Below are 24,049 nucleotides of genomic sequence, written 5' to 3'. Positions count from 1 at the left end.
GCCGGAGTACGGCCGGGTCAGCCGGCGGCGGGGACGCGCCAGGAGCTGAGCCGCCGCTCCACGGTCACCAGGACCTGGTTGAAGGCCACGCCGATGGCGGAGATGGTGAGGATCCCGGCGTACATCTGCGGGATCGCGAAGTTGTACTGCGACGAGTTGATCAGATAGCCCAGACCCGCCTTGGCGCCGATCATCTCGGCGGCGACCAGCACCAGGATCGATGCCGCTCCGGCCAGCCGGATGCCGGTGAACATGACCGGCACCGAGGACGGCAGGATGACCTTCTGGAACAGGCGCGGCGCGGACAGGTCCATCGACCTGGCCAGCCGGAGCAGGGTCGGGTCGACGTTGCGTACGGCGCTGATGGTGTTGAGCAGGACCGGCCAGGTGCACGCGTACACCACGATGGAGATCTTCGAGGTCTCGCCGATCCCCAGCAGCAGGACGAAGACCGGCAGCAGGGCCAGCGCGGCCGTGTTGCGGAAGACCTCCAGCAGCGGACCGAGCAGGTCGGCGACCGGCCGGTACCAGCCGATCAGCAGACCCAGGGGCACGGCGACGGCCACCGCCAGCCCGAATCCGCTGAACGACCGCGCCAGGCTGGCGCCCGTGTGGTCGGCCAGCTGACCGTCGGCCGCCAGCTCCCACCAGGCGCCGGCGACCTCGCTGAACGGCGGCAGGAACGTCCGGTCGACCAGACCGAGCCGAGGCGCGACCTCCCACAGAAGCAGCAGGGCGACGACCGCCGCGGATTTGGTGGCGCCCTTCAGCAGGAGGGACGGCAGTCGGCCCACCGCCCGGCGGAGGCCCGCCGTCGAGCGGGAGCGAGATCGGGATCGGGATCGGGGTGGCACGCCTGGCGGCGGTTCGGGGGAGCGCACCGGCGCCGGGAGAGCGGGGGCTCGCGTCGTGCTGGTGCTGGTGCTGGTGCCGGCGCTGGTTGCGGTGTTCATGCTGGTTGCGGCGTTCGTGCCGAGTGCGGGGCTCATACGAAAACCGCCTCCTTCTCCAACTGCTGGGCCCTGGCGACCTCGTCGTGCAACAGCGACCAGATCTCGTGCCGGTACCGCGCGAACTCGGGGCTGGACCGCAGGTCGTCCGTCTCCGTGCGCGCGTCCAAGGCGATCGGCACGACCTGCTTGATCCGGCCGGGCCGGGAGGTCATGACGGCGACCCGCTGCCCCAGATAGACGGCCTCCTCGATCCCGTGCGTGATGAAGACGACCGTCTTTCCGGTGCGCTGCCAGATCCGCAGCAGTTCGTCCTGCAGCGACTCCCTGGTCTGGGCGTCCAGCGCGGCGAACGGCTCGTCCATCAGCAGCACGTCGGGGTCGTAGGCGAGGCTGCGGGCGATCGCGACCCGCTGCCGCATCCCGCCCGACAGCTCGTGCGGATGGCGGTTCTCGAACCCGGACAGACCGACCAGGTCCAGGAACTCCCTGGCCTGTGCGCCGCGTTGGCGCCGTGGCACCCCGGTGGCCTCCAGGCCGAACTCGACATTGCCGAGCGCCGTGCGCCAGGGCAGCAGCGCGTACTGCTGGAAGACGATGCCGCGGTCCAGGCCCGGTCCGGTGACGGGCCGGCCGTCCAGCAGAATCCGTCCGCTGGTCGGGCGGGCGAGACCGCCGAGCAGATCCAGCAAGGTCGACTTCCCGCAACCACTGGGCCCGACCAGGACGACGAACTCACCCGCCGCTATCTCCAGGTCGATCCCGTCGAGGGCGGTGAACCGGGTCACCCGCCGTGCCCCCGCGGGGTCCGCACCCGCCCGGCCCTTCCGCGCCCGGTCCTTGACGGTGAAGTCCTTCCGTACGCCCTCGAACGCGATCTTGGGTGTGCTTGATTCCGTCATGGTCAACTCCCGCTCTTCGAAGGGGAATTCGAGGGGGAATTTGAGGGGGAAGGAGACGGCGAAGGAGCCCCGGAGCCGCCCCCCTTATGGGCCTTGGACCCATTGGCGTTGAACTCGTTCGTGTAGAGCTCGGACACCGTCACCTGGCCCTTCTGGATGTCGCCGCGCTTGGCCAGCCAATCGACCCAGAGCTGGAGTTCCTTACCGGTGATGCGGCCGGCCGTCTCGGCCACGCCCCACGATCTCCAGTACTGCAGGGGAGCGACGTCCTCATTGCGCCCGCGCTTCCGCACGATGTCCGTCATGCGGGCGACGACTTCCTTGCGCGGGGTGGCGCGGGACCACTCGATGGCCCGCCCCACCCCGGTGACGAAGACCCGGGCGGTGTCCGGGTTCTGCTGGAGGAAGCGGTCCGTCATCACATACGTGCCGGCGCTGAAGGCGCCGAGCAGGCCGTAGTCACTGAACAACTGGCGAATTCCGCCCTTCGTCAGGGCCTTGTCACGCAGAATGCCGCCGAGCACGGCCACCTCGATCTGGTGCTGACGCAGGCTCTGCTCGGTGTTGACAGGCGGCACCACCAGCGGTTCGACCTTGCCCGTCTGCTCCCGGGACAGACCGCCCCGCTCCAAATAGATGTCGAGCAACGCCTCGGCATGGGCGCCGAGGGTGTTCATCCCGACCTTCTTGCCGATCAGGTCACGGGCCGAGCGGATCGGGCTGTCGTCGAGTACGTAGTACCCGTTGTACGCGTCCTTGTCTGCGCCGTAATAGCTGATGACGGCCTTGATGGGGGCCTTGTTCGCGGCCAGTTTGACGACCGCGCCGTTGAATGCCCCGCCGAAGTCGATCTGGCCGGTGGCCGCGGACTGGATGTCCTGCGGGCCGCTGGTGGTGTTGCCGATCCACTTCAGCTTGACGTCTTCCAGATAGCCGAGGTCCGCGGCCAGTTCCGGCAAGGTGACCTGGCCGGCCCAGCCCTGGTACCGGAGCGTCCTGGTCTGCCCCCGGCCGGACGACGCACCGGTCGCCGTCGTGCCGCAACTCACCGCGGCCGCCGACATTCCGAGCAGAGTGAGGAATTGTCGTCGGGTCGATGCGTTCCACGTGGTCATGGGAAATTCCTGTTTCGGGAGGGGAAAACGCCTACAGTGCGCGGCGATGTGCGCGGGTGCGCAGCACAAACACCGGTCAGGGGAAAAGAAACCTCGTCACGAATTGACCGTGGTCAACCCACCATGCACAGCGGCAGATCCGTCATCCACGGAAGCCGCGAGAAACAGGGCAGGGCAACGCCCTGGGATTCATGGAACGAGTCAGGAGAGAGCCCAGGCCCGGTCGACGGGGCCGGCTAGCGACCAGCGGCACAGATGGCGCTGGCCTGACGTCGCAGATCGACGTGCAGGCGCGCGGCGAATTCCTCGGACTGGCTCACACCCGAGAGGTTGACAGCGAAATCCAGCCACGTCAACGGCTCTTCCGAAGGTGTCTCACATACCGAATTCGCTGTCACGCGCGCGAAGCACGGCGTTCACAGTGTGGCTGCCAAGGAGCCCATTCTCCCGAAATGTACGTCCCCGGAAATACACGTTCCCCGGAAATGCAGGACGTCCGGGCCGGCCCCCGCGGGCCGACCCGGACGTCACCTCAGGTCACTCGATGCGTGTTCAGGCCAGATCGAACCGGTCCAGGTTCGACACCTTGACCCATGCCGCGACGAAGTCGTGCACGAACTTCTCCTTCGCGTCGTCGCTCGCGTAGACCTCGGCGAGCGCGCGCAGCTCGGAGTTCGAGCCGAAGACGAGGTCGGCGCGGGTGCCGGTCCACTTGACCTCGCCGGTCGCGTCGTCGCGGCCCTCGAAGGTGTTCTGGTCCTCGGAGGTCGCCTGCCACGTCGTGCCCAGGTCTAGCAGGTTGACGAAGAAGTCGTTCGTCAGGTTGCCCGGGGTGTCGGTGAAGACGCCGTGCGAGGTCTGCTGGTGGTTCGCGCCCAGGACGCGCAGGCCGCCGACGAGGACGGTCAGCTCGGGGGCGCTCAGGCCCAGCAGGTTCGCCTTGTCGAGCAGGAGGTATTCGGCCGGCAGGCGGTTGCCCTTGCCCAGGTAGTTGCGGAAGCCGTCGGCGGTGGGCTCCAGCGCCGCGAAGGACTCCGCGTCGGTGTGCTCCTCCGTCGCGTCCACGCGGCCCGGCGCGAAGGGCACCTCGACGTCGTAACCGGCGTCCTTGGCGGCCTTCTCCACGGCGGCGGCGCCACCGAGGACGATCAGGTCGGCCAGCGAGACCTTCTTGGCGCCGGACGAGGCATGGAACTCCCGCTGGATGCCCTCAAGGGTACGCAGCACCAGCGCCAGCTGGTCGGGGTCGTTGGCCTCCCAGCCGCGCTGCGGCTCCAGGCGGATGCGGCCACCGTTGGCGCCGCCGCGCTTGTCGCTGGCACGGAAGGTCGAGGCCGACGCCCACGCGGTGGACACCAGCTGGCCCACGGACAGACCCGAGTCGAGCAGCTTGGCCTTGAGCGCCGTGACGTCCGCGGCGTCGATGACCTCGCCCTCGGCCTCCGGCAGCGGGTCCTGCCACAGCAGGGTCTCCTGCGGGACCTCCGGACCGAGGTACAGCGACTTCGGGCCCAGGTCGCGGTGGGTCAGCTTGTACCAGGCGCGGGCGAAGGCGTCCGCGAACTCGTCCGGGTTCTCGTAGAAGCGCCGCGAGATCTGCTCGTAGACCGGGTCGAAGCGCAGCGACAGGTCGGTGGTGAGCATCGTCGGGAGCTTCTTCTTCGACGGGTCGTGCGCGTCGGGGATGATCGCCTCGGCGTTCTTCGCCACCCACTGGTGGGCGCCGGCCGGGCTCTTGGTCAGCTCGTACTCGTACTCGAAGAGGTTCTTGAAGAAGCCGTTGCCCCACTGGGTCGGCGTCGCGGTCCAGGTGACCTCCAGGCCACTGGTGATCGCGTCGCCGCCCTTGCCGGTGCCGTAGGTGTTCGCCCAGCCCAGGCCCTGCGCCTCTATCGGGGCGGCCTCCGGGTCGGGGCCGACGTTCTCGGCCGGGCCGGCGCCGTGGGTCTTGCCGAAGGTGTGACCACCGGCGATCAGGGCGACGGTCTCCTCGTCGTTCATCGCCATCCGGCGGAACGTCTCACGGATGTCGCGGGCCGCGGCGATCGGGTCCGGGGTGCCGTTCGGGCCCTCGGGGTTGACGTAGATCAGCCCCATCTGGACCGCGCCGAGCGGGTTCTCCAGCTCACGGTCGCCGGTGTAGCGCTGGTCGTCGAGCCAGACCTTCTCGGGACCCCAGTACACGTCCTCCTCGGACTCCCACACGTCCTCGCGGCCGCCGGCGAAGCCGAAGGTCGTAAAGCCCATGGACTCCAGGGCGACGTTGCCGGCGAGGATCATGAGGTCGGCCCAGGACAGGTTCTTGCCGTACTTCTTCTTGACCGGCCACAGCAGACGGCGGGCCTTGTCGAGGTTGCCGTTGTCCGGCCAGCTGTTGAGCGGGGCGAAGCGCTGCTGGCCGGCGCCGGCGCCGCCGCGGCCGTCGCTGATGCGGTAGGTGCCCGCGCTGTGCCAGGCCATACGGATCATGAACGGGCCGTAGTGACCGAAGTCGGCCGGCCACCAGTCCTTGGAGTCCGTCAGCAACTCGGCGATGTCCTGTTTCACGGCCGGGAGGTCGAGGCTCTTGAACGCCGCGGCATAGTCGAAGTCCTCGCCCAGCGGGTTGGCCACGGCGGGATTCTTGGCGAGGATCTTCAGGTTGAGCCGCTCCGGCCACCACTGGGCGTTGCCACCGCCCTGGGTCGGGTGCAGGGCGCGCCCGTGCGCAACCGGGCAGCCGCCTGCCTCCTCGGACTTCGGGTCCGTGACGATCGCGTCGTGGTTCTCAGACATGGGAATCCTTCCGAACTGGGCAGATCACCGAACTGGGCAGATCACGGTGCTCAGGAACTACGGATGGGAAAACAGCCGGGGCGGCGGGCCCCGGGAGATGACCGGCCTCGACGGACGAGAGGCCGTGGTCGTCGGACACGGTCAGCCACAACGCCATACCGACCGCGTGGTGGACATCAGCGGCGACACCGCAGGACCGGCACGCGCCGTGGTGGCGGCCGTCGCGCACGGATCCCCCGCACCGGACCGGCCGGCCGACCGCCCCGACGCCAGGACGACCTCTGCCTGGGCAGGGCACCCGCACCGGCACCGACGGCGCGTACGCGAACGCCGCACTCCCGCTTGAAAGGGGCGACCTGCTCCTGCGGGAGCTGCTTCAGCAAGAGCTGCTCCAGCAGGACCTGCTCCTCGACCAGCGCCGGGCCGCCGGCGTCCGCCTGCTCGCTGTCCTGGCTGTCCGCGGCCAGGGCACCGGAGGCGGTGGTGAGCGGACCCGTCCCATCAACCGTCACGGGCTTTCCCTGCTGTTGTCCTGTCCCTTGGCTGTCGCCGGAACCGATCCTACGATGGACCAAGTCCAAGTCAATACAACAGCCAGACCCGTACGGATTCATTCGCCGGAAGAAGCACTGTCCGGAGATGCGCTGTCCGGAAGACGCACAGTAAGGCTGGTGGTCATGAGCGACCTGCTGGACCGGCTCCGCCGACGAGGCTGGCGGATGACTGCCCAGCGCCGGGTAGTCGCCGAGGTACTCGACGGCGAGCACGTCCACCTCACCGCGGACGAGGTGCTCGCCCGCGCCACAGTCCGGCTGCCGGAGATCTCCCGCGCAACCGTCTACAACACCCTCGGCGAGCTCGTCTCGCTCGGCGAGGTGGCCGAGGTGGCCACCGACGGCCGCGCCAAGCGCTACGACCCCAATGCCCACCGCCCCCACCAGCACTTGGTCTGCTCGGACTGCGGCGCCATCCGGGACGTCCACCCCGCCGGCGACCCCTTGGCCGACCTGCCCGCCTCCGAACGCTTCGGCTTCACCGTCTCCGAGGTCGAGATGACCTACCGCGGCCTGTGCCCTGACTGCAACCAGGCGTGAGCGGCTGGTAGCCGTCGGGCGCGGGCGGTGTCTGATCGGGCGGTGCCTGATCAAGCGGTGACCGTTCGGGCGCCGGACGGCACGGCGGCACGCGATGGCCGAACAGCCGCCACACGGCGGGGAGTTGTCGCCACGGCCGTCGTGCTCGGGCGGCCCGGCCGGACGGCTTCTCGAAAACGCCTTCGACGTCCACCGGCTGCGTGCCATGATCGCGGCGTATCTCAGCCATACCAACGGGAAGGTTTTCATGCCTGCTTACGTCATAGGCCATCTCCAGGAGGCGGTACCGCATGCGGAGGTCGCTGAGTACATCGAGCGGATCACCGCGACCTTCGAACCGTACGGCGGTCGCTTTCTCGTGCACGCGGCGCAGCACGAGGTGAAGGAGGGCAGCTGGCCCGGGCACGTTGTGGTGATCAGCTTTCCCGGCACGGCCGAGGCGCGGGCCTGGTGGGACTCGCCCGCCTACCAGGAGATCGCACCGCTGCGTTCGCGGCACATCGAGGGCGACATCATCCTGGTCGAGGGCGTGCCCGAGGGGTACGACCCGGGCGCGACCGCAAAGGCCCTGCGGGAGTCGATTCCCGCTGAATGACGGTGAGTTGCACCGTGCCGCGGGCCGCGGGCCGCGGGCCCTCGGGCCACCGGCTCAACGGATCACCACGCCGCGAGCCACCGGCCGCGGCCCGCGGCGCCACGGCCTTCATCGGTCGCCGTCGCCAAGGCGCCTTAGCCTGCCGACTCATCGATGGACCTCATCGACCGACCTCATCGACCGACCTTCCCCAAGCGCCCCGAGAGGCTCCTGAGAGAGTCCTGAGAAAGCCCTGAGGGCACCCCGAGAGTGCCCCGGAAGCGCTTCAATCCGCTGCTCGGTCGTAAGCGTGCGCGTACGCCGTCGCCAACGAGTGGCTCAACACGTACGGCTACCGCGCGGACATCGCCGCCACCCGGAGGATCCACCCGGAGGCGATGGACTTCGGCAGATGGCTGAAGCGCACCGGCGGGTCCCTGATCACCACGTTCCTGAACTCCGCCCCCGACGCCGCCCCGACCTCAGGTCAGGACGCATGAGCACCGACACCGGCACCAGCAGGGGCACCGGCACCACTACCCACACCCACACCCACACCCACACCCACACCCACACCCACACCCACACCCACACCCACACCCGCGCCCACAGGCTTGGACGCGTCGGGATCTGGGCCGGGGACTTCGACCACCTGTCCGCAGCCACGGCCCGCGAGGCCGCCGCCGCGGTCGAAGAACTCGGCTACGGCACCCTGTGGATCCCCGAGACCGGGGGACGCGAGGTCATGGCCCAGGCCGCGATACTCCTGGCGGCCACCGGGCACCTCACCGTGGCCGCCGGCATGACCGACATCTACGCCCGCGACGCGGTCACGGCCGCCGCCGCGCAGCGCACCTTGGACGAGGCGTTCCCCGGACGGTTCCTGCTCGGCCTGTGGGAGAGCCACCCGAGCCTGGCGGAGGACGTCCGCGGTCACCGCTTCGGCCCGCCCCTGGACACCATGCGCTGCTATCTCGACGCGCTGGAGACCGCCCCGTTCGGGCCACCCGGCGGGGCCGCCGCACTGCCCCACATCCTGGCCGCCCTGGATCCCGGCATGCTGGCCCTCGCCGCCGAACGCGCCCACGGCGCAATGGTCCTGGGCATGCCCGTCGAGCACACCCGCACCGCCAGGGCCGTCCTCGGGGACGACCGCCTGCTGGCCGTCACCCAGCTGTGCGTGCTCACCCACGACCCGGCAGACACCGCCGGCCTGGCTCGCGCCACGGCCCAAGCCGCCGTGCCCAACCGCCGCGAGCTGCTGCGCGAACTGGGGCACGCGGACCCGGAACTGCTCGACGACCGGCTGGTCGACGCACTGGTGGCCCACGGCCGTGCCGAGCACATCGCCCACCGCATCCAGGCGCACCTCGACGCCGGGGCCGACCACGTCAGCCTCCACCTGGTGACCGCCCCACCCGGCGCCACGCCCGTAGGACAGTGGGAGCAACTACGGCTGCAATGGGAGCAACTCGCCGCACACTTGCCCTGCTGATGATCACCCACTCCGGCCCAACCCTGTGGCCGCCCGCCGAGGGCGTTCGTGGACAGCCGACGCAGCGGAACCCCGGCTCACTGCTCAACCCCCGTTGTCACATCCGCGGATGCGGCGGTGTCTTCATGGCGTACCGGCAGACATACACACCTACAGGGAGAACACCATGTCGCTACGCGTTCCGAAGGCGGAGCTTCCCGCCGAGCTCCGCGAGAACATGATCAAGCAGCTCGGTGCCGTGCCCGAGCCCGTCGAGGTGGTGTGGCACAGTCCCAAGGTCGCCACGTCCAACCTGGAGTTCTCGGCCAAGCTGGCTGAGTGGGATGCGGCCGATGAGGGCCTCAAGTCGTTCGCGCACATGGCCGTCGCGGCACAGGTCGGCTGCAGCTGGTGCCTCGATGTCGGCTACTTCCAGGCGCAGAACCAGAACCTGGACCTGACCAAGGCGAGCCAGGTGCCGCGCTGGCGGGAGTCGGAGGTGTTCACGCCGCTGGAGCGGGACGTCCTTGAGTATGCCGAGGCCATGACGAGCACGCCGCCGACCGTCACCGATGAGCTGTACGCGGGCCTGCTGGACCGGCTCGGCCCGGCGGCGATGGTCGAACTCACCGCGTACATCGCCTTCGTCAACATGGCGACCAGGAACAACAACGCGAACGGGGTGTCCTCGCAGGGCTTCTCCGAGGCCTGCGAGGTTCCGTTGGCCACGCGTCCGGTGCGCTCCGGCGCGGCATCGACGGCATGACCGAGGACCCGTTCGTCGCCCACCGCACCCTGCTCTTCACGGTCGCCTACGAGATGCTCGGGTCGGCGGCCGATGCGGAGGACGTACTGCAGGATTCCTGGCTGCGGTGGGCCGGCGTCGACCAGTCACAGGTGAACGACCCGCGGGGGTACCTCGTCCGGGTCGTCACCCGGCAGGCGCTCAACCGTCTGCGGACGCTGTCCCGCCGCCGGGAGGAATACGTCGGCGAGTGGCTGCCGGAACCGCTGCTGACCAGCCCAGATGTCGCCGAGGACGTCGAACTCGCGGAGAGCGTCTCGATCGCGATGCTGACCGTGCTGGAAACGCTCGGGCCGGCGGAGCGGGCGGTGTTCGTGCTGCGGGAGGTCTTCGACCTGCCGTACGGCGAGATCGCCGAGGCCGTCGGGAAGTCCGCGGCGGCGGTGCGGCAGATCGCCCGGCGGGCCCGCGAGCACGTGGCGGCCCGGCGGCCGCGGGTCCAGGTGAGCCGGTCGGAGCAGCAGGCCGTGGTGGAGCGGTTCCTGGCCGCCTTGCGCACCGGGCAGGTCCGGGAGTTGCTGGAGGTCATGGCGCCGGACGTGGTCCTGATCGCCGACGGTGGCGGGCTCGCCGCCGCCGCTCGGGCCCCGATCCACGGGGCCGAGCTGGTGGCGACGCTGCTCGCGCGGCCCGGCCGTGCGGTGTCGGCCGTGTGGCTCAACGGCGCACCCGCGGGCCGGATCGAGATCGACGGCCGGCTGGCCGCGGTGAGCCTCGTGGTGGAGGACGGGCGGGTCACCCGGATCCACGCGGTGGCCAACCCGCAGAAGCTGACGCGGTTGGACGAGCCGGCCGAACTCGCCAGATAGGCCGCCGTTTTTCTTGTGGCGCACGGGTGTTCCGGGCGGTGAGAATCGCCCGGAACAGCCATGCGCGCAACAGCTTGCCCCCACCCCCTCACGACGGAGACCCCTTGTCGCTTCATCTCACCGCCCTGACCGATCCCGAAGACGGGCGGTACAGCCGGCGTCTTGCCTGGCTGGCGTCCGACGCCGACGCCATACCCGTCGGAACGGCTTTCCTCCGCCTGTTCACCGCCGCCGGGCAGGACCACCTGGCCGAACTCGCCGTCCAGGTGCATCCGGCGGAGCGACGCCACCACGTCGGTTCCCGGCTGCTCGACGTCGCGGTGGCAGCGGCTCGGGAGAACGCCAGACGCAGCGTCATCGCCCAGGCCGACGCCGGATCGCCCGGCGATTCCTTCCTGTCGGCCCGGGGCTTCCGCAAGGTCCTCACGCTGCGGTTCACCCGCTTGTCCCTGGCCGACGTGGACAGCGCCGCCCTGGCCGATGCCGTCGCACGTCCGCACCCCGGCTACCGGCTGGTGTCATGGCTCGGGACCGTCCCCGACGACCTCGCCCGGACCTTCGCGGCCTCGCGCCGCGCCATGGACGACATGCCCATGGAGGACACCGACCACGGCACCGTCGTCTGGGACGTGGACCGGGTCCGCGCCGCGGCCCGGACGGTCGCGGAGCGCGGCGACCAGCTGCACACCGTCGCCGCCGTCGACGTGTCCGACGGCTCGATCGCCGGCTTCACGGAACTGGTCGTCCCCGGAAGCGGTGCGGGCGACGGCCAGCACTATGGAACCGCCGTACTGCCCGCCCACCGCGGACACGGTCTCGGCCGGTGGATGAAGGCGGCGTCGATCAGATATGCCCACGGGCATCACCCGCGCCTCGGCGGCCTCGTGACCGACACCGCCGCCGGCAATACGCACATGAGACGCATCAACGAGGAACTCGGTTATGAACCCACGCACGAGGTGCTCCAGTACCAGCTCGACCTGGAAGCCTGAACGCGCGGACCGAAAGCCTCCTCGTGCGGTGTGCGCCCGTCAGTAGCGCCGCTCCGGGACCCCGGAGCGGCGACCGTCCTGACATGCTGTGCGGCATGGCGCATCTCGACGGAAAGCCCGTGACCACCGATGACTTGCTCCCGCTGGCGCTGACGGGCTACGGACACTTCACGACCATGCGTGCCGACGCCGACCACCGGATCCGTGGTCTGTCCCTGCACCTGGACCGCCTCGTACGGGACTGCGGGACCGTCTGGGGCGCCGCTCTGGACACCGGCCGCGTCCGGCGGTTCGTCCGCCAGGCACTGGCGGGGCAGCGCGGTCCGTGCGTGGTCCGCGTGACGGTCTACGATCCCGCGGTGGCCGTCGGTCACCCGGCCGCCGCCGATCAGCCCCAGGTGCTGGTCACCGTACGCCCGGCCGGGGCGATGCCCCCGCCGCCGCTGCGGGCGAGGAGCGTCCCCTACGAGCGCGACCTCCCCCAGGTCAAGCACTGCGGACTGTTCGGCGCGCTGCACGGCCGCCGCGCGGCACAGCTCGCCGGCTTCGACGACGCCCTGTTCGTCGGGCCCGACGGACACGTCAGCGAGGGAGCCACCTGGAACGTCGGCTTCATCGACGACGCCGGCACCGTGGTGTGGCCACAGGCCCCCGTGCTGCCCGGCATCACCATGCAGCTCCTGCAACAACAGGTCGAGCACCGGATCACCCCGCTCACCCTGGCCCGGGCCAAGGGGATGCGGGCGGCATTCGCCACCAACACCAGTATCGGCGTCCGGGCGTTGACGGCGATCGACGATGCCCCGCTGGCCGTTGAGGACCCGGTGCTGAGCACGCTGCGCGAGGCGTATCTCTCGATCCCTGGCGAGGAGCCGTAGGGACACGGACCCGAGGTGACCCTCGATGTCCGGCCGACGTCCGGCTCACCGGCCCTAGGCTTCCACCAGCACTGACCTTCCTACGTCTCAGGAGCGCACCTCATGTCCGACCCCGCCCCGAAGCACCCGTACCCCGATGCGTTCCGGCCGGACGAAGCGCCTGCGCCCCACGCACTGCTCGCGCCGCTGACCGGGCTCCTGGGCACCTGGGTCGGCCGGGGGCGTGGCGGGTACCCGACGCTGGCCGAGGAGTTCGGGTACGCGCAGGAGGTCACCTTCAGCCACGACGGGCGTCCGTTCCTCCACTACGAGGCACGCGCCTGGCTCCTCGACACGGACGACGCCCCGCTACGGCCCGCCGCCCGCGAGAGCGGCTGGTGGCGGCTGCAGCCGGAGGGCCGGGTGGAGGCGTTGATCACCCAGCCCACCGGGATCGCCGAGATCCTGGTCGGCCGCGCCGGCGAGGGCACGGTGGAACTGAGCACCCATCAGATGGCGCGCACGCCGACCGCGAAGGAGGTCACCGCCACCCGCCGCCGCTACGACCTGACGGACCAGGACACCCTCACCTTCGTCCACGACCTCGCAGCGGTCGGTCAGCCGCTGCAACACCACCTTGCGGCCGAGCTCCGGCGAGCGGGCAAGGGCTAGACCATTGATCCTCCGATCAGCAGCGGATTCCCGCCCGTTGACCGCAGGCAACCAACATCGTCAAGCGGACATCTCTCCGTGTGACCGACCGAGTGGGGGAGACGATGAACTGGTCCAGGCTGATGGGCGTGCTGGCAGCCGGCCTTGTGCTGGGCGGGTGCGGCACGTCGGCGAGCACGACCGAAGCGGCGCGGAGTCCGGCGGCGTCCGCGCACCACACACACAAGACCGATGCCCACCACACCGCGGGCCACGGCGACGTCAACAGTCGGTGTACGACCCCCACCGGCAAGCCCACGTTGATCGTGGGCGGCAATCTCGACGCCCGGCCCGGGCAACTGGTCACCCTGGAGCTCGACGGCGTCAACTGCGAGTCGGTGGACGCCCCGGTGGTGGCCCGGTCGTCCGCGTTCCACGGCCCCGTACGGCTGCGCCGGCAGGACGGCTCCTTCGGGGCCACGGTCTCCCTCCCGATGACGGCCAAGCCGGGCCGGCACCCGCTGTCGGTCACCGTCGCAGCCCGCACCCTCGCCCACGACAAGATTCACGTGGTGCGCTCCAAGCGCCCGTCGTTCGAGCTCAATCAGGCGTCGGATGAGGCCCGCCCGGGCGCGCCGGTGTGGCTGTTCTTCGACGACCTGTACCCCGGTGAGCGGGGCACCCACTTCACCGTGCGGTCCGCAGCCCTGCCGCGGCCGGTACGTCTCGTCCACGACAAGCACTTCGACTTCTACAACCCCCGCACGTTCCAGGCCCGGCCGCAGCTCAAGCTCGGCCTGGCGGACGGCACCTACACCTTCGAGCTGCTCGGCCCGCACGGCCGGCACCTCGTGAAGAAGCGCCTGACCGTCCGCGCGTCCCGCCCCGGTGACCCCGATTACCTCGGCAAGGCGTACGGCCCCGACCTGTACGACCCGGGCGTCGGCTACGCCGACAGCCCGCACAAGCACAGCCTCCGGGTCGCCCGCGGAGGAAAGGTCGAGGTCATGTGGCACGACGTGACCCCCGACCCGGGCGAGGAGCTGCGGCTCACCGCCACCTCCCCGGCGTTCACCCACGCCGTCCGCCTCCGTTCCGACGACAGCAAGTCCGCCGACGGCGACAACCCGCGCTTCGTCAACACGGCCACCATCCGTACCGACATCAAGCCGGGCCGCTATCCGGTGACGGTCGTCGCCCACCACGGCCGCGTCAAGAAGGTCGGCTATGTGATCGTGACGGCTCGGTAGGCGCGGGGGTCGTGGTGGTCCGGCGGTGCGTCCGGCGGGCCACCGGCTGTCAACTCCCGTCCATGAAGCGGTACATGCCCACCGAATCGTGCGCGGCGGTGTCGGCGAAACCGAACTTCTCGTAGAGGAAGCGCGCGGGACCGTCCGCGATCAAAGAGACGTACGCCGTGGCCGGTGCCCGGTTTTCCAGCTCCTCGGTGAGCGCGGCCATGATGCGCTTGCCGAGGCCTTGCCCCTGGTGCGCGGGGTGCACGCAGATGTCGACGATCTGGAACGCGGTACCCCCGTCCCCGATGATCCGACCCATGCCGATGGGCTCGCCCTCGTGGTGGAGGACGACGCCGTACCAGGTGTGGGGCAGGGCGAGCGCGACGGCGTCGGGGGCCCGGTCGGAGAGGCCGGCATCGGTCCGCAGGCGGCGGAAGACCTCGACGGAGGGCACGCCCGCGCGCAGCTCGTAAGGGTCGCTTATGCTGTCCATGCCTTACATGGTAGTGGTGCTCGGGTGCCGTGGGCGTCCTCACCCCTGCTCTTCCAGCATGAAGGAGCCGTACTCCGGGGTGCCCGCTCGTTCGTAGGCGCAGTACTGCACTCCCGCGCTGGTGGTGCGGCACTCGGTGAGCGTCCAGGCGACAGGCGTGGCGCCCTCGCCGAAGAGCCGCTTGCCGGTGCCGAGGACCACGGGGTTGACGAGCAGCCGGTACTCGTCGACGAGGTCGTGCTGCTGCAGGGTGTGGATCAGCTCGCTGCTGCCCTGTGTCATGATCACGCCGTCGAGCTGTTCCTTGAGCTGCGCGACGGACTGTGCGGCCTCGCCCTTCAGCAGGTGGGAGTTGTGCCACTCCAGGCTGTCGCGAGTGCGTGAGGCGACGTACTTGGGCATGGAGTTGAGCTTTACGGCGATCGGGTCGTTCCGGTCGGTGACGCGGGGCCAGTGGGCGGCGAAGATGTCGTAGGTCTTCCGGCCCAGCAGGAGATGGTCGGCGGTCCGCTCGAAGATCCCCGTCATGAGGCCCATGAAGTCCTCGTCGACGTAGGGGACCTGCCAGCCGCCGTGCGCGAAGCCTTTGTCGACGTCCTCGTTCGGTCCGCCGGGGGCCTGCATCACGCCGTCCAGAGTGACGAACGCGGTGACGATCAGTCTGCTCATGCTGCTGCCTTTCCGGTACGGAAGCCGCGTGCACCCGGAATGCCTCCCGGGCCGGCGAGCCTCATCACCTACCACCTTGACGCAGACAACAGCGGCCGGCTCGGCGACATGGGCGCTGAGCCGGCCGCTTCGGTGCTGCGTCTGCCGCGGGCGTCGGCGAGCGTTCTGCTCGCCGTCCGGGCCGGGCGGGCCGTTCCGTCCGATCAGTCCGTGCCGGACTCCATCGCGGCGCGGTCCAGCCACTCGTCGTCGCCGGAGACCTCGCCGCGGGAGGCGATGGCCTCGGCGCCGCCCTCCGGCAGGCTGCCGATCAGTCCGGTCGCGGCCGCCTGCGCGGCGCCGACGGCGGGGTTGGCGGTGCCGATCAGGCCGAGTCCCGCGTACTGCTCCAGCTTGGCGCGCGAGTCGGCGATGTCGAGGTTGCGCATGGTGAGCTGGCCGATCCGGTCCACCGGGCCGAACGCGGAGTCCTCGGTGCGCTCCATGGACAGCTTGTCCGGGTGGTAGCTGAAGGCCGGGCCGGTCGTGTCGAGGATCGAGTAGTCCTCGCCGCGCCGCAGCCGCAGCGTCACCTCGCCGGTGACGGCCGTGCCGACCCACCGCTGGATCGACTCGCGCACCATCAGCGCCTGCGGGTCCAGCCACCGGCCCTCGTACATGAGGCGCCCGAGCCGCCGGCCCTCGTTGTGGTACTGGGCGAGGGTGTCCTCGTTGTGGATCGCGTTGACCAGGCGCTCGTACGCGGCGTGCAGCAGGGCCATGCCGGGCGCCTCGTAGATGCCGCGGCTCTTGGCCTCGATGATCCGGTTCTCGATCTGGTCGGACATGCCCATGCCGTGGCGGCCGCCGATGGCGTTGGCCTCCATCACCAGGTCGACGGCGGAGGCGAACTCCTTGCCGTTGATCGTCACCGGCCGGCCCTGGTCGAAGCCGATCGTCACGTCCTCGGTGAGGATCTCGACCGACGGGTCCCAGAACCGCACGCCCATGATCGGATCCACGGTCTCCACGCCGGTGTCCAGGTGCTCCAGCGTCTTCGCCTCGTGGGTGGCGCCCCAGATGTTGGCGTCGGTGGAGTACGCCTTCTCCGTGCTGTCGCGGTACGGCAGGTCGTGGGCGAGCAGCCACTCCGACATTTCCTTGCGGCCGCCGAGCTCGGTCACGAAGTTCGCGTCCAGCCAGGGCTTGTAGATCCGCAGGTGGGGATTGGCGAGCAGACCGTAGCGGTAGAACCGCTCGATGTCGTTGCCCTTGAAGGTCGAGCCGTCGCCCCAGATCTGGACGTCGTCCTCCAGCATCGCCCGGACCAGGAGGGTGCCGGTGACGGCGCGGCCGAGCGGCGTGGTGTTGAAGTAGGCCCGCCCGCCCGAGCGGATGTGGAACGCCCCGCAGGTCAGGGCGGCCAGACCCTCCTCGACCAGCGCCGCGCGGCAGTCCACCAGGCGCGCGATCTCGGCGCCGTAGGTCTTCGCGCGGCCGGGCACCGAGGCGATGTCGGGCTCGTCGTACTGGCCGATGTCGGCGGTGTAGGTGCACGGGACGGCGCCCTTGTCACGCATCCACGCGACTGCGACGGAGGTGTCGAGACCGCCCGAGAAGGCGATGCCGACGCGCTCGCCGGCGGGAAGGGAGGTGAGGACCTTGGACATGGAAAGAGTATGCAGCATCTCGCATGGTCATGCAAAGGGGTGTGGTCGGCCGTGTCTCCGGGACGAGGAAATCGGCCTGGCGCGGGCGGTCGCGGGGGACACGGCGTGATCACACAGAGTGAAGCCTGCGTCCTGCGGGGCCAAGCCCGTCGACAGCCACGCCCCCCGTCCGGTGGCCATCGGCTGCCTCGCGGGCCCCCGCGCGGGAGCGGACAATGGTGGCCGGGGCAGCAGCTCCCTGCCGGTCGCGGAGGAGGCAGCGATGCGTCACACCCATCTGACCGCGGAGTCGGAGGCCTACACCGACGCACGTGAGGAGCTGCGGCAGGCCGAGATCGAGCTGATGCGCCACCGCGAACGCGTCGCCGAGCTGCGCCGCCGGCTGCCGCCCGGGCCGGTCGTCGAGGACTACGCCTTCGAGGAAGGCCCCGCCGACCTGCACGCCGACGACGCACCCGGGCAGACCGTCCGGCTGAGCGAGCTGTTCACCCGGCCCGGGCGGGACCTCGTCATCTACCACTTCATGTACGGCAAGCGGCAGACCGAGCCGTGTCCCATGTGCACGATGTGGATCGACGGGTTCAACGGCATCGCCCGCCACCTCGGGCAGAACATCGACCTCGCCGTGGTCGCCGCGGCCGACCTGCCCACACTCCGCGCGCACGCCCGCAACCGGCAGTGGACGAACCTGCGGCTGCTGACTGCCGGTGCCAGCTCCTTCAAATACGACCTCGGCAGCGAGGACGCCGAGGGCAACCAGGACTCGACGGTGTCGGTCTTCACCCGGGACGGCAACGGGGACGTGCGCCACTTCTACTCGGCCCACCCCCGGATGTCCGAGGACATCGACCAGCGCGGTATCGACCTGCTCTGCCCGGTGTGGCACTTCCTCGACCTCACCCGGCACGGCCGGGGCGACTGGTTCGCCGCACTCAGCTACTAGGCCGGGCGCCGTCCGGCTTGTCGCTCTCGCCGAGGCCCCAGGCCCACGGCACGGCACGCGTTCGCTCCTCCGGTCCCGGCCCCATGGTGGGGCTACCCCCACTCCTCGGCGGTGGTCCGCAGGATGGGCAACGCACCTGTGGGCGGCGATCGTTGGGTCAACGGATCTTCTTGCAGAGGACAGAGGGGGAACAGTGACGACCGTGGACCGTCCCATGGAGCGCGCACTCGCGCGGCGTACGCTGCTGGCCGGAGCGGCGGCAGCCGGTGCGGGAATCGCGTGGGGGACCGGGGGGCGGGCCGTCGCCGAGGGCGGCGGAGGCCCGTTGGGGCAGCCTGCGGTGGATGCCGAGGTGGCGCACCGGGAGCGTGCGCTGGTCGAGCTGCGACGGGACATCCACCGGCACCCCGAGGCGCCGGGTCAGGAGCAGCGCACCGCCGGTGTGGTGGCGCGGGAGCTGCGGGCGGCCGGGTTGACCGTCACCACGGGACTGGGCGGCCACGGCGTCGTCGGCGTCCTGCGGGGCTCACGTCCGGGCCGGACCGTCGCGTACCGGGCGGACATGGACGCGGTGCCGCCCGAGGGCATCGTCGGGGGCGGGTCGGCGGTGGCCCACGCCTGCGGCCACGACATCCACACCACGGTGGCGATCGGTGTGGCACAGGTCCTGGCGCGGCTGCGACAGCAGTTGGCGGGAACGGTGGTGTTCCTCTTCCAGCCCGCCGAGGAGGCGTTGGCCGGGGCCCGCGCACTGATCGACGCCGGAGTGCTGGAGCGCCCCCGCATTCAGGAGATCCACGCGCTGCACTGCGGGCCGTTCCCGGTGGGGCAGTTCGCGGTGACGCCGGGATACGGGCTGCCGGGTCAGGACCACGCGGAGGTGAGCGTTTCCGGGCCGGACGCGCCCGATGCCGCACGGAGACTGGCGGCCGAGATCGGTGCGCTTGCCACGGTGACTCCGCCGCAGACGCCCGCGGAGCTGGAGCGGATGGTCGCCGATGTCCAGACGCCCGACGGACCGCTCGCCCGGTTCGTGGCCGTCCGGGCCAAAGCTCAGGAAACCGGAGCCCAGGAGGCCAAGGTGAGCGTCTCCTACCGGTGCTGGCCGCAGGAGCGCTACGTGGAGATCCGCGAGGACATCCGGCGGCTGGCCAAGCCGTACACGGGAGCCGGCGTGACCTTCCCCACCGAGCCGTTCCCGGCCCTGGTCTGCCCGGAACGCGAGACCCGCACGCTCGCCCACCATCTTCGCCGCACACTGGGCCGCGACGCGGTCACCGAGCTCCACGCCGCCTTCCCCTTCAACGGCGAGGACTTCGCCCTCTATCTGGACCGCATCCCCGGCACCTACACCTTCCTCGGCGTCCGGACCCCCGGCGCGCCCATCACGGCCGGCTATCCCCACTACGCCGATTTCACCCCGGACGAGCGCGCCATCGGCGTCGGCGTACGGGCGATGGCGGGCTGGCTCGCCCGGCGGACCCGAGGGGCGTAAGGCCCGCCCGGGCGCACCGGTGGGGGCTGCACCGTGCGGTGCAGCCCCCCGGGACTCACACGCGGTCGGCGGCGATCAGCAAGTACTGGAAGCTGCCGTTGCGGTAGGCGTTGAGGAAGGTGTCCTCGATGCCGGTGACCAAGTGGTCGGCCTGGCGGCGCAGTTCCCAATACGGGAGTGCGGCCTCCGTGAGGTCCTGGACGTGCACGGGGACCAGCCGGTTGCGGGCCATGGCGCGGAAGTACGCCGAACGAGGATGGATGTCGCAGATGTAGTGGGCGTTGATGAGGGACACCTCACGGGAGGCCCGCCCATAGGCGTCGTTGTAGCAGCCGGTGATCACGACGTAGCGTCCACCACGCCGCAGCAGCCGTGCGTGCTCCGCGAAGAGCAGGTCCAGTTCGACGTACATGCTCGACTCGTTGTTCCAGGACGCCGCGTACGCGCCGGAGGTGAAGCCGGTGTCGAGCATGTTGCGGTGGTGGTAGCGCACCCGGTCGTCGATACCGCGCTTACGGGCCTGCCCGTTGGCGAAGTCGGCCTGCTTGGCGGAGATGGTGGCCCCGTCCGTGTGGCACCCGTAGCGGAGGTGGGCCACCACGCTGCCGCCGCCGCGCCCGCAGCCGGCGTCGAAGACGCGGTCGGTGGGGGAGAGGTCGCCGAGGTGGGAGGCGAGGAGTTCCGCCTGGGCGTGTTCCAGCCGGTGCAGTTCGCCGGTGATCCGCTCGCGGCGGAGGTCGGGCTCCGATTCCTCCAGTACCGACCGGTCGGCGTCCCCGATGCCGTAGTGGTGGTGGTACAGGTCGTCGATCTTGCCGAGTTCGAGGTTGACCGGGTTTTCCTCGGCGTTCCAGTAGTCCGCGACCCGGGACTGGTACGTGGACTGGGTCGGCACCGGCGTGCGTGCGGTATCGGCGTGAGCGATGGTCAACGTGGCTCCTTGCGAGGGTGCGCGGATCGGTCTACCAGTAATTCGGCAGGTGATAGCGGTCGGTGTTGGTGGCGTGCCACTCGTGGTTGCCGGAGACCCAGTCGGCCAGGCTCCGGACGTACCGTTCGAGGAGGGGCGAGAGGGCGGCCAGCGGGGCCGACTCCGTCTCGAACGCCTCCATGATCTGGTTGTGGATCTCGACGCTCTTGAGGTAGGCGGACTTGAGCCCGCGCTTGTCGTTCGCGGCCACGACCTGCGGCAGGTTCAGATGTGTCGGGTCACTGGCCAGTTCCTTGGTGAAGGAGTACAGGTCGTTGACGATGGTCGTGGCGTTGCAGGCCAGCGCGGTGACCCGCTGGACCTCGGGGCGGGCGTAGAGCGCTTCGGGCAGTTCGTAGCCGTCCACGGCGTCCACGATGGACAGACAGGGCCGGAAGTTGTTGAACTGCCGCATCACCAGGTACTCCCAGACCTGCGGTACGTGCCGCGTCTCGGCCCAGGACGCCTCGGCGAGATAACCGAGGTGCAACCGGGCCATGTCATGCACGAACCGGTCGGTCTGACTGGGGGTGGCGAAGGCCGCGTAGTCCTTCAGGGCCCAGTGGTACGAGCGCAACGGGCCGTCGGCCTGCACACCGCTGCGCCACTCCGCCTCCGTTTCGGCGGTGCCGTGGAACGGGTCGAGGGCCGACTGGGCCATGATCAGCCGTCCGCCCAGGCCGCGGCGCGCACCGCCCCTGCCTTCGTCCTCCTCGCAGTAGCAGCTGTCGACGAGGTTCTCGGCCAACAGCAACTCGCCCGCGACGGTGAGGCGTTCGAGATCGGCCGCCCCGGGATGCTGGAGGACGACGGCCCGGCCGAACTGGAACTGCGCGAAGTCCCCCGTCCACTGCGCGGGGAAGAGGTCCAGTCCGCGGGCCCATGCCTCCAGTCTGCGGTCGACCTCCTTGACCTTTTCCGGGTCCGCGGGGGTGGCGGGTTGGTACCGCAGCCCGGGGACGGCTCCGCCGCGTCGGGCCCGCGAGGAGCCGACGAGGCTCGGCGGACCGGGCAACGAGAAGGCGGCGGTGGTGCTGGGGGGCGTGCTCATGGTCGTACTCCACCTGGTCAGTCGGTGCTCCGGCCGATCTGGACGTTCTCCAGGACTCCGGCTGCGTCGGGCACGAGGATGGCCACCGAGTAGTAGGCGGTGATGAGGTAACGGATGACGGCAGCCTGGTCGACGCCCATGAAACGGACGTTCAGCCCGGGCTGGAACTCCTCGGGGATGCCGGTCTGGTACAGGCCGACGACTCCCTGGTCCGCCTCTCCCGTGCGCAGAGCGATGATGCTGCTGGTGTTGGTGTCACTGATCGGGATCTTGCCGCACGGGAAGATCGGGACGCCGCGCCAGGCGGGAACCTGGTGCCCGTTGACGTCCGCCGTCCCCGGTACCAGGCCGCGTTTGTTGCACTGCCGGAAGAAGGCGGCGATCGCCTTCGGGTGGGCCAGGAACAGCCGGGTCTTACGGCGCATGGCCAGCAGGTCGTCCATGTCGTCGGGGGTGGGCGGGCCGGTGTAGGTACTGATGCGCTGGCCGTAGTCGGTGTTGTGCAGCAGTCCGAACTCCCGGTTGTTGACCAGTTCCCACTCCTGGCGCTCGCGGATCTCCTCCACGGTGAGCCGGATCTGCTGCTGCGTCTGGTCCATCGGGTCGTTGTAGAGATCGGCGACCCGGCTGTGGACCCTGAGGACGGTCTGGGTCAGCGAGAGTTCGTACTCGCGCGGGGCGAGGTCGTAGTCGACGAAGCCGCCGGACAGCGTCGGCTCGCCGACGTGCCCCGCCTGTACCGGCACATCCGCCTCGCCCTTGCGGTTCGTGGGGCGCTGCTGCCGCTCCGCGTACGCCGTCAGATGTGCGGCCAGGGACGGCACCCGGTCGGTGAACTCCCGGATCACGTCCCAGGGAAGCGCCATCAGCACGCCGGCCGTTTCGGCCCGGACCGAGCTCTGCCAGCGCGGATCGGGCCGGCCGACCGCCTCGTCGCCCATCTGGTCGCCGTCCGTGACGACGCCGAGGACCTCCTCCTCGCCGTACTTGCCGGCGGTGTGGCGGACGAACCGGCCGTGGACGACGAGATACGCCTCGGTGGCCGGCTGTCCTGCCTCGAAGAGGGTCTGACCGGCCCGGACCTCCCGGACGTGGAAGCGGCCGGCGATCTCCTTGAGGACCTCGATGTCGTCGTAACCGCGCAGGACGGGCAGCTCGGTGAGGGTCTGGGGGATCACCTTGATGTCGTCCGCGCCGTTCTGCTCGAACTGCACACGGCCCCGGCCCACCCGGAGTTGCAGACGCCGGTTGACCCGGTAGGTGCCGCCCTTGACGTCCACCCACGGCAGCATCTTCAGCAGCCACCGCGAGGTGATGGCCTGCATCTGGGGCTCGGACTTGGTGGTGGTCGCCAGTTGGCGCGCGGCCTGTGTGCTCAGGCTGGTGAGCGCACCGTCCGCGGGTGGTTCGAGATCGGGCTCTTCGGTAGCGGGACCGGTGACGCTGTCCGGTACGGACACTTTCCCTCCCGGGACGTGAACAGAAGTGAGCAGAACGGCCGGTGGTGAGCGGGATGGCCGTGTGCGGGATCAAGCCAAACAGGAGGAAGAACAGGTGGGTACGGCGCGAAAGGGGGCGACCTCCGCATTCAGGAGTCACAAACCCCAAAACGAGGCAATCGGAGCGCATTCCTGCCTCCGCACGCCCTCCGTCCGCTGCATGATCCAGGAATACCCGCGCCGGGACCGGTCACCTCCCCCCACCGCCCCGCCCGCAGCCTCGCGGTACGGTGTCCCGCGATGGATGACGACGTGCGGCCCTGGGACGCGGCGGCGCCGCTCGTACGGGCCGCGCAGCGCGGCGATGCGCTCGCCATGGACGACCTGCTCAAGCTGGTGACGCCGTACGTCACGCGGTTGTGCGGCTCGATCGCCCCGCGCGACACCGCGGACGCCGTGCAGGAATCCCTCCTCGCGGTGTTCCGGGGGCTGCGCGGGCTGCGGGACCCCCAGGCGTTCTACGGGTGGGTGCGTGCGGTCACGGTGCGGGAGGCCGCCCGGGTGGCCCGCCGCACCGCCGGCGAGACGCCCGCCGATCCCCAGGAGATCGGCCGGCTGCGGGACCTGCTCCCTGGTGTCGACGGCGAACTGACCACGGAGGTACGGGACTTGCTTGCCCGACTGCCCGTCCAGCACCGCACCGTACTCGTACTGCGGGAGCTGGAAGGCCTGGACGAGCGGACGACGGCCGCGCTGATCGGCGTACCGCACGGCACTGTGAAGTCACGGCTGAGCAGGGCCCGTTCCGCATTCCGGAAGGCGTGGACGCGGTGACCGCCCCCGACCAGGTCGCCCGGCTGCGCGTACTGGCCGCCGGACTGCGCGCCCCGCTGTACGCCGAGGCCCGGATCGCCCTGCCCTTCGACCGGGTGTGGGCGGTCATCGCCGACCTGGAGGGCGAGCTGCCCCATCTGATCTCCTTCGTCCGGGAGTTCAGGGTCCCGCCCGGAGACAGCGAGCACAAAGCGGCGCAGGCCGAGGACGTCCTCGGCCGGCGCGGCCCCGTAGACGTGCGGCTGAGCACCGGATGGTGGCTGATTGGGT

At 70.2% G+C, this 24,049-nt stretch carries 24 protein-coding genes and 1 pseudogene; 13 read left to right on the top strand and 12 right to left on the bottom strand.

Annotated features, from left to right (window positions below; all coding sequences use genetic code 11):
- Window positions 1–17 precede the first annotated feature (17 nt).
- The 6 genes from AB0E02_RS15155 to AB0E02_RS15130 all read right to left on the bottom strand — a co-directional run bounded on the left by AB0E02_RS15155 (window position 18) and on the right by AB0E02_RS15130 (window position 6,254).
- Window positions 18–953 carry an ABC transporter permease gene (locus tag AB0E02_RS15155; protein WP_362139428.1) on the bottom strand — a complete coding sequence of 312 codons (936 nt, stop codon included), beginning with the start codon at window positions 951–953 and terminating at the stop codon, window positions 18–20.
- Window positions 954–985: 32 nt separating this feature from the next.
- Entirely contained in the window at window positions 986–1,852 is an 867-nt protein-coding gene (locus AB0E02_RS15150; RefSeq protein ID WP_362139118.1) for an ABC transporter ATP-binding protein, read from the bottom strand.
- Window positions 1,853–1,854: 2 nt separating this feature from the next.
- Entirely contained in the window at window positions 1,855–2,967 is a 1,113-nt protein-coding gene (locus AB0E02_RS15145) for an ABC transporter substrate-binding protein (protein WP_362139116.1), read from the bottom strand.
- A gap of 236 nt (window positions 2,968–3,203) precedes the next feature.
- Window positions 3,204–3,287, bottom strand: coding sequence for a putative leader peptide (locus AB0E02_RS15140; RefSeq protein WP_362139425.1), 84 nt, complete (start codon window positions 3,285–3,287; stop codon window positions 3,204–3,206).
- Window positions 3,288–3,519: 232 nt separating this feature from the next.
- The gene (gene katG / locus AB0E02_RS15135) at window positions 3,520–5,742 is read right to left on the bottom strand and encodes a catalase/peroxidase HPI (protein WP_362139114.1); all 2,223 of its coding nucleotides are present in this window, start codon (window positions 5,740–5,742) and stop codon (window positions 3,520–3,522) included.
- Window positions 5,743–5,918: 176 nt separating this feature from the next.
- Complete coding sequence (locus tag AB0E02_RS15130; RefSeq protein ID WP_362139455.1) at window positions 5,919–6,254, bottom strand: hypothetical protein; 336 nt, start codon at window positions 6,252–6,254, stop codon at window positions 5,919–5,921.
- Window positions 6,255–6,419: 165 nt separating this feature from the next.
- On the opposite strand from AB0E02_RS15130, the gene AB0E02_RS15125 reads away from it, so the two are divergent.
- The 9 genes from AB0E02_RS15125 to AB0E02_RS15085 all read left to right on the top strand — a co-directional run bounded on the left by AB0E02_RS15125 (window position 6,420) and on the right by AB0E02_RS15085 (window position 14,248).
- Entirely contained in the window at window positions 6,420–6,836 is a 417-nt protein-coding gene (locus tag AB0E02_RS15125) for a Fur family transcriptional regulator (RefSeq protein ID WP_362139112.1), read from the top strand.
- Between the two features lie 247 nt (window positions 6,837–7,083).
- A complete protein-coding gene (locus AB0E02_RS15120) occupies window positions 7,084–7,431 on the top strand; it encodes a DUF1330 domain-containing protein (protein ID WP_362139423.1) in 348 nt (115 codons plus the stop codon).
- 475 nt (window positions 7,432–7,906) lie between these two features.
- The gene (locus AB0E02_RS15115) at window positions 7,907–8,905 is read left to right on the top strand and encodes a TIGR03620 family F420-dependent LLM class oxidoreductase (protein WP_362139109.1); all 999 of its coding nucleotides are present in this window, start codon (window positions 7,907–7,909) and stop codon (window positions 8,903–8,905) included.
- Window positions 8,906–9,071: 166 nt separating this feature from the next.
- A complete protein-coding gene (locus AB0E02_RS15110; RefSeq protein ID WP_362139107.1) occupies window positions 9,072–9,650 on the top strand; it encodes a carboxymuconolactone decarboxylase family protein in 579 nt (192 codons plus the stop codon).
- The gene (locus AB0E02_RS15105) at window positions 9,647–10,498 is read left to right on the top strand and encodes an RNA polymerase sigma-70 factor (RefSeq protein ID WP_362139105.1); all 852 of its coding nucleotides are present in this window, start codon (window positions 9,647–9,649) and stop codon (window positions 10,496–10,498) included. Before AB0E02_RS15110 ends, AB0E02_RS15105 begins: the two co-directional genes overlap by 4 nt.
- A gap of 104 nt (window positions 10,499–10,602) precedes the next feature.
- A complete protein-coding gene (locus AB0E02_RS15100) occupies window positions 10,603–11,490 on the top strand; it encodes a GNAT family N-acetyltransferase (protein WP_362139102.1) in 888 nt (295 codons plus the stop codon).
- 95 nt (window positions 11,491–11,585) lie between these two features.
- The gene (locus tag AB0E02_RS15095; protein WP_362139100.1) at window positions 11,586–12,368 is read left to right on the top strand and encodes an aminotransferase class IV family protein; all 783 of its coding nucleotides are present in this window, start codon (window positions 11,586–11,588) and stop codon (window positions 12,366–12,368) included.
- Between the two features lie 102 nt (window positions 12,369–12,470).
- Window positions 12,471–13,019: an FABP family protein gene (locus AB0E02_RS15090; protein WP_362139098.1), complete on the top strand. Its 549-nt coding sequence runs from the start codon at window positions 12,471–12,473 to the stop codon at window positions 13,017–13,019.
- A gap of 104 nt (window positions 13,020–13,123) precedes the next feature.
- Entirely contained in the window at window positions 13,124–14,248 is a 1,125-nt protein-coding gene (locus AB0E02_RS15085) for a hypothetical protein (protein ID WP_362139096.1), read from the top strand.
- Between the two features lie 49 nt (window positions 14,249–14,297).
- Here AB0E02_RS15085 and AB0E02_RS15080 read toward each other — a convergent pair whose 3' ends face one another.
- From AB0E02_RS15080 to argG, 3 genes are all read right to left on the bottom strand, one after another.
- On the bottom strand, window positions 14,298–14,729 hold the full coding sequence (locus AB0E02_RS15080; RefSeq protein WP_362139093.1) for a GNAT family N-acetyltransferase: 432 nt from the start codon (window positions 14,727–14,729) through the stop codon (window positions 14,298–14,300).
- A 39-nt stretch (window positions 14,730–14,768) separates the two neighbouring features.
- Window positions 14,769–15,398, bottom strand: a complete 630-nt coding sequence (locus AB0E02_RS15075) for a dihydrofolate reductase family protein (RefSeq protein ID WP_362139091.1) — start codon at window positions 15,396–15,398, stop codon at window positions 14,769–14,771.
- A 203-nt stretch (window positions 15,399–15,601) separates the two neighbouring features.
- Window positions 15,602–17,047 (bottom strand): argininosuccinate synthase, encoded by a 1,446-nt coding sequence (argG, locus tag AB0E02_RS15070; RefSeq protein WP_362139089.1) that lies wholly within the window; start codon window positions 17,045–17,047, stop codon window positions 15,602–15,604.
- Between the two features lie 262 nt (window positions 17,048–17,309).
- On the opposite strand from argG, the gene AB0E02_RS15065 reads away from it, so the two are divergent.
- Both AB0E02_RS15065 and AB0E02_RS15060 read left to right on the top strand, forming a co-directional pair.
- On the top strand, window positions 17,310–17,990 hold the full coding sequence (locus AB0E02_RS15065) for a DUF899 family protein (RefSeq protein ID WP_362139086.1): 681 nt from the start codon (window positions 17,310–17,312) through the stop codon (window positions 17,988–17,990).
- Window positions 17,991–18,204: 214 nt separating this feature from the next.
- Entirely contained in the window at window positions 18,205–19,485 is a 1,281-nt protein-coding gene (locus AB0E02_RS15060; protein ID WP_362139421.1) for an amidohydrolase, read from the top strand.
- A 55-nt stretch (window positions 19,486–19,540) separates the two neighbouring features.
- On the opposite strand, the gene AB0E02_RS15055 is transcribed toward AB0E02_RS15060, so the two are convergent.
- The 3 genes from AB0E02_RS15055 to AB0E02_RS15045 are packed head-to-tail and all read right to left on the bottom strand — an operon-like array spanning window position 19,541 to window position 22,966.
- Window positions 19,541–20,416, bottom strand: a complete 876-nt coding sequence (locus tag AB0E02_RS15055; protein WP_362139084.1) for a geranyl diphosphate 2-C-methyltransferase — start codon at window positions 20,414–20,416, stop codon at window positions 19,541–19,543.
- Window positions 20,417–20,447: 31 nt separating this feature from the next.
- Window positions 20,448–21,506 carry a family 2 encapsulin nanocompartment cargo protein terpene cyclase gene (locus tag AB0E02_RS15050; protein ID WP_362139082.1) on the bottom strand — a complete coding sequence of 353 codons (1,059 nt, stop codon included), beginning with the start codon at window positions 21,504–21,506 and terminating at the stop codon, window positions 20,448–20,450.
- A 17-nt stretch (window positions 21,507–21,523) separates the two neighbouring features.
- On the bottom strand, window positions 21,524–22,966 hold the full coding sequence (locus tag AB0E02_RS15045; protein ID WP_362139080.1) for a family 2B encapsulin nanocompartment shell protein: 1,443 nt from the start codon (window positions 22,964–22,966) through the stop codon (window positions 21,524–21,526).
- A gap of 279 nt (window positions 22,967–23,245) precedes the next feature.
- On the opposite strand from AB0E02_RS15045, the gene AB0E02_RS15040 reads away from it, so the two are divergent.
- Together AB0E02_RS15040 and AB0E02_RS15035 are read left to right on the top strand one after the other, a co-directional pair.
- Window positions 23,246–23,779 (top strand): sigma-70 family RNA polymerase sigma factor, encoded by a 534-nt coding sequence (locus AB0E02_RS15040; protein WP_362139078.1) that lies wholly within the window; start codon window positions 23,246–23,248, stop codon window positions 23,777–23,779.
- Window positions 23,776–24,049, top strand: a pseudogene (locus AB0E02_RS15035) (hypothetical protein); the annotation flags it as partial. The gene AB0E02_RS15040 and the pseudogene AB0E02_RS15035, both read left to right, overlap by 4 nt.

The sequence above is a fragment of the Streptomyces sp. NPDC048196 genome, assembly GCF_040652715.1.
Classification (GTDB): Bacteria; Actinomycetota; Actinomycetes; order Streptomycetales; family Streptomycetaceae; genus Streptomyces; species Streptomyces siderophoricus.
Note: the sequence above shows the minus strand (reverse complement) of the source record. Positions and strands in the feature narration are given on the sequence as shown.

Coding starts and splice junctions, on each gene's coding strand:
- AB0E02_RS15155 (WP_362139428.1), bottom strand. CDS start 953: ATGAACACCGCAACCAGCGCCGGCACCAGCACCAGCACCAGCACGACG.
- AB0E02_RS15150 (WP_362139118.1), bottom strand. CDS start 1,852: ATGACGGAATCAAGCACACCCAAGATCGCGTTCGAGGGCGTACGGAAG.
- AB0E02_RS15145 (WP_362139116.1), bottom strand. CDS start 2,967: ATGACCACGTGGAACGCATCGACCCGACGACAATTCCTCACTCTGCTC.
- katG (WP_362139114.1), bottom strand. CDS start 5,742: ATGTCTGAGAACCACGACGCGATCGTCACGGACCCGAAGTCCGAGGAG.
- AB0E02_RS15125 (WP_362139112.1), top strand. CDS start 6,420: ATGAGCGACCTGCTGGACCGGCTCCGCCGACGAGGCTGGCGGATGACT.
- AB0E02_RS15120 (WP_362139423.1), top strand. CDS start 7,084: ATGCCTGCTTACGTCATAGGCCATCTCCAGGAGGCGGTACCGCATGCG.
- AB0E02_RS15115 (WP_362139109.1), top strand. CDS start 7,907: ATGAGCACCGACACCGGCACCAGCAGGGGCACCGGCACCACTACCCAC.
- AB0E02_RS15110 (WP_362139107.1), top strand. CDS start 9,072: ATGTCGCTACGCGTTCCGAAGGCGGAGCTTCCCGCCGAGCTCCGCGAG.
- AB0E02_RS15105 (WP_362139105.1), top strand. CDS start 9,647: ATGACCGAGGACCCGTTCGTCGCCCACCGCACCCTGCTCTTCACGGTC.
- AB0E02_RS15095 (WP_362139100.1), top strand. CDS start 11,586: ATGGCGCATCTCGACGGAAAGCCCGTGACCACCGATGACTTGCTCCCG.
- AB0E02_RS15090 (WP_362139098.1), top strand. CDS start 12,471: ATGTCCGACCCCGCCCCGAAGCACCCGTACCCCGATGCGTTCCGGCCG.
- AB0E02_RS15085 (WP_362139096.1), top strand. CDS start 13,124: ATGAACTGGTCCAGGCTGATGGGCGTGCTGGCAGCCGGCCTTGTGCTG.
- AB0E02_RS15080 (WP_362139093.1), bottom strand. CDS start 14,729: ATGGACAGCATAAGCGACCCTTACGAGCTGCGCGCGGGCGTGCCCTCC.
- AB0E02_RS15075 (WP_362139091.1), bottom strand. CDS start 15,398: ATGAGCAGACTGATCGTCACCGCGTTCGTCACTCTGGACGGCGTGATG.
- argG (WP_362139089.1), bottom strand. CDS start 17,047: ATGTCCAAGGTCCTCACCTCCCTTCCCGCCGGCGAGCGCGTCGGCATC.
- AB0E02_RS15065 (WP_362139086.1), top strand. CDS start 17,310: ATGCGTCACACCCATCTGACCGCGGAGTCGGAGGCCTACACCGACGCA.
- AB0E02_RS15060 (WP_362139421.1), top strand. CDS start 18,205: ATGGAGCGCGCACTCGCGCGGCGTACGCTGCTGGCCGGAGCGGCGGCA.
- AB0E02_RS15050 (WP_362139082.1), bottom strand. CDS start 21,506: ATGAGCACGCCCCCCAGCACCACCGCCGCCTTCTCGTTGCCCGGTCCG.
- AB0E02_RS15040 (WP_362139078.1), top strand. CDS start 23,246: ATGGATGACGACGTGCGGCCCTGGGACGCGGCGGCGCCGCTCGTACGG.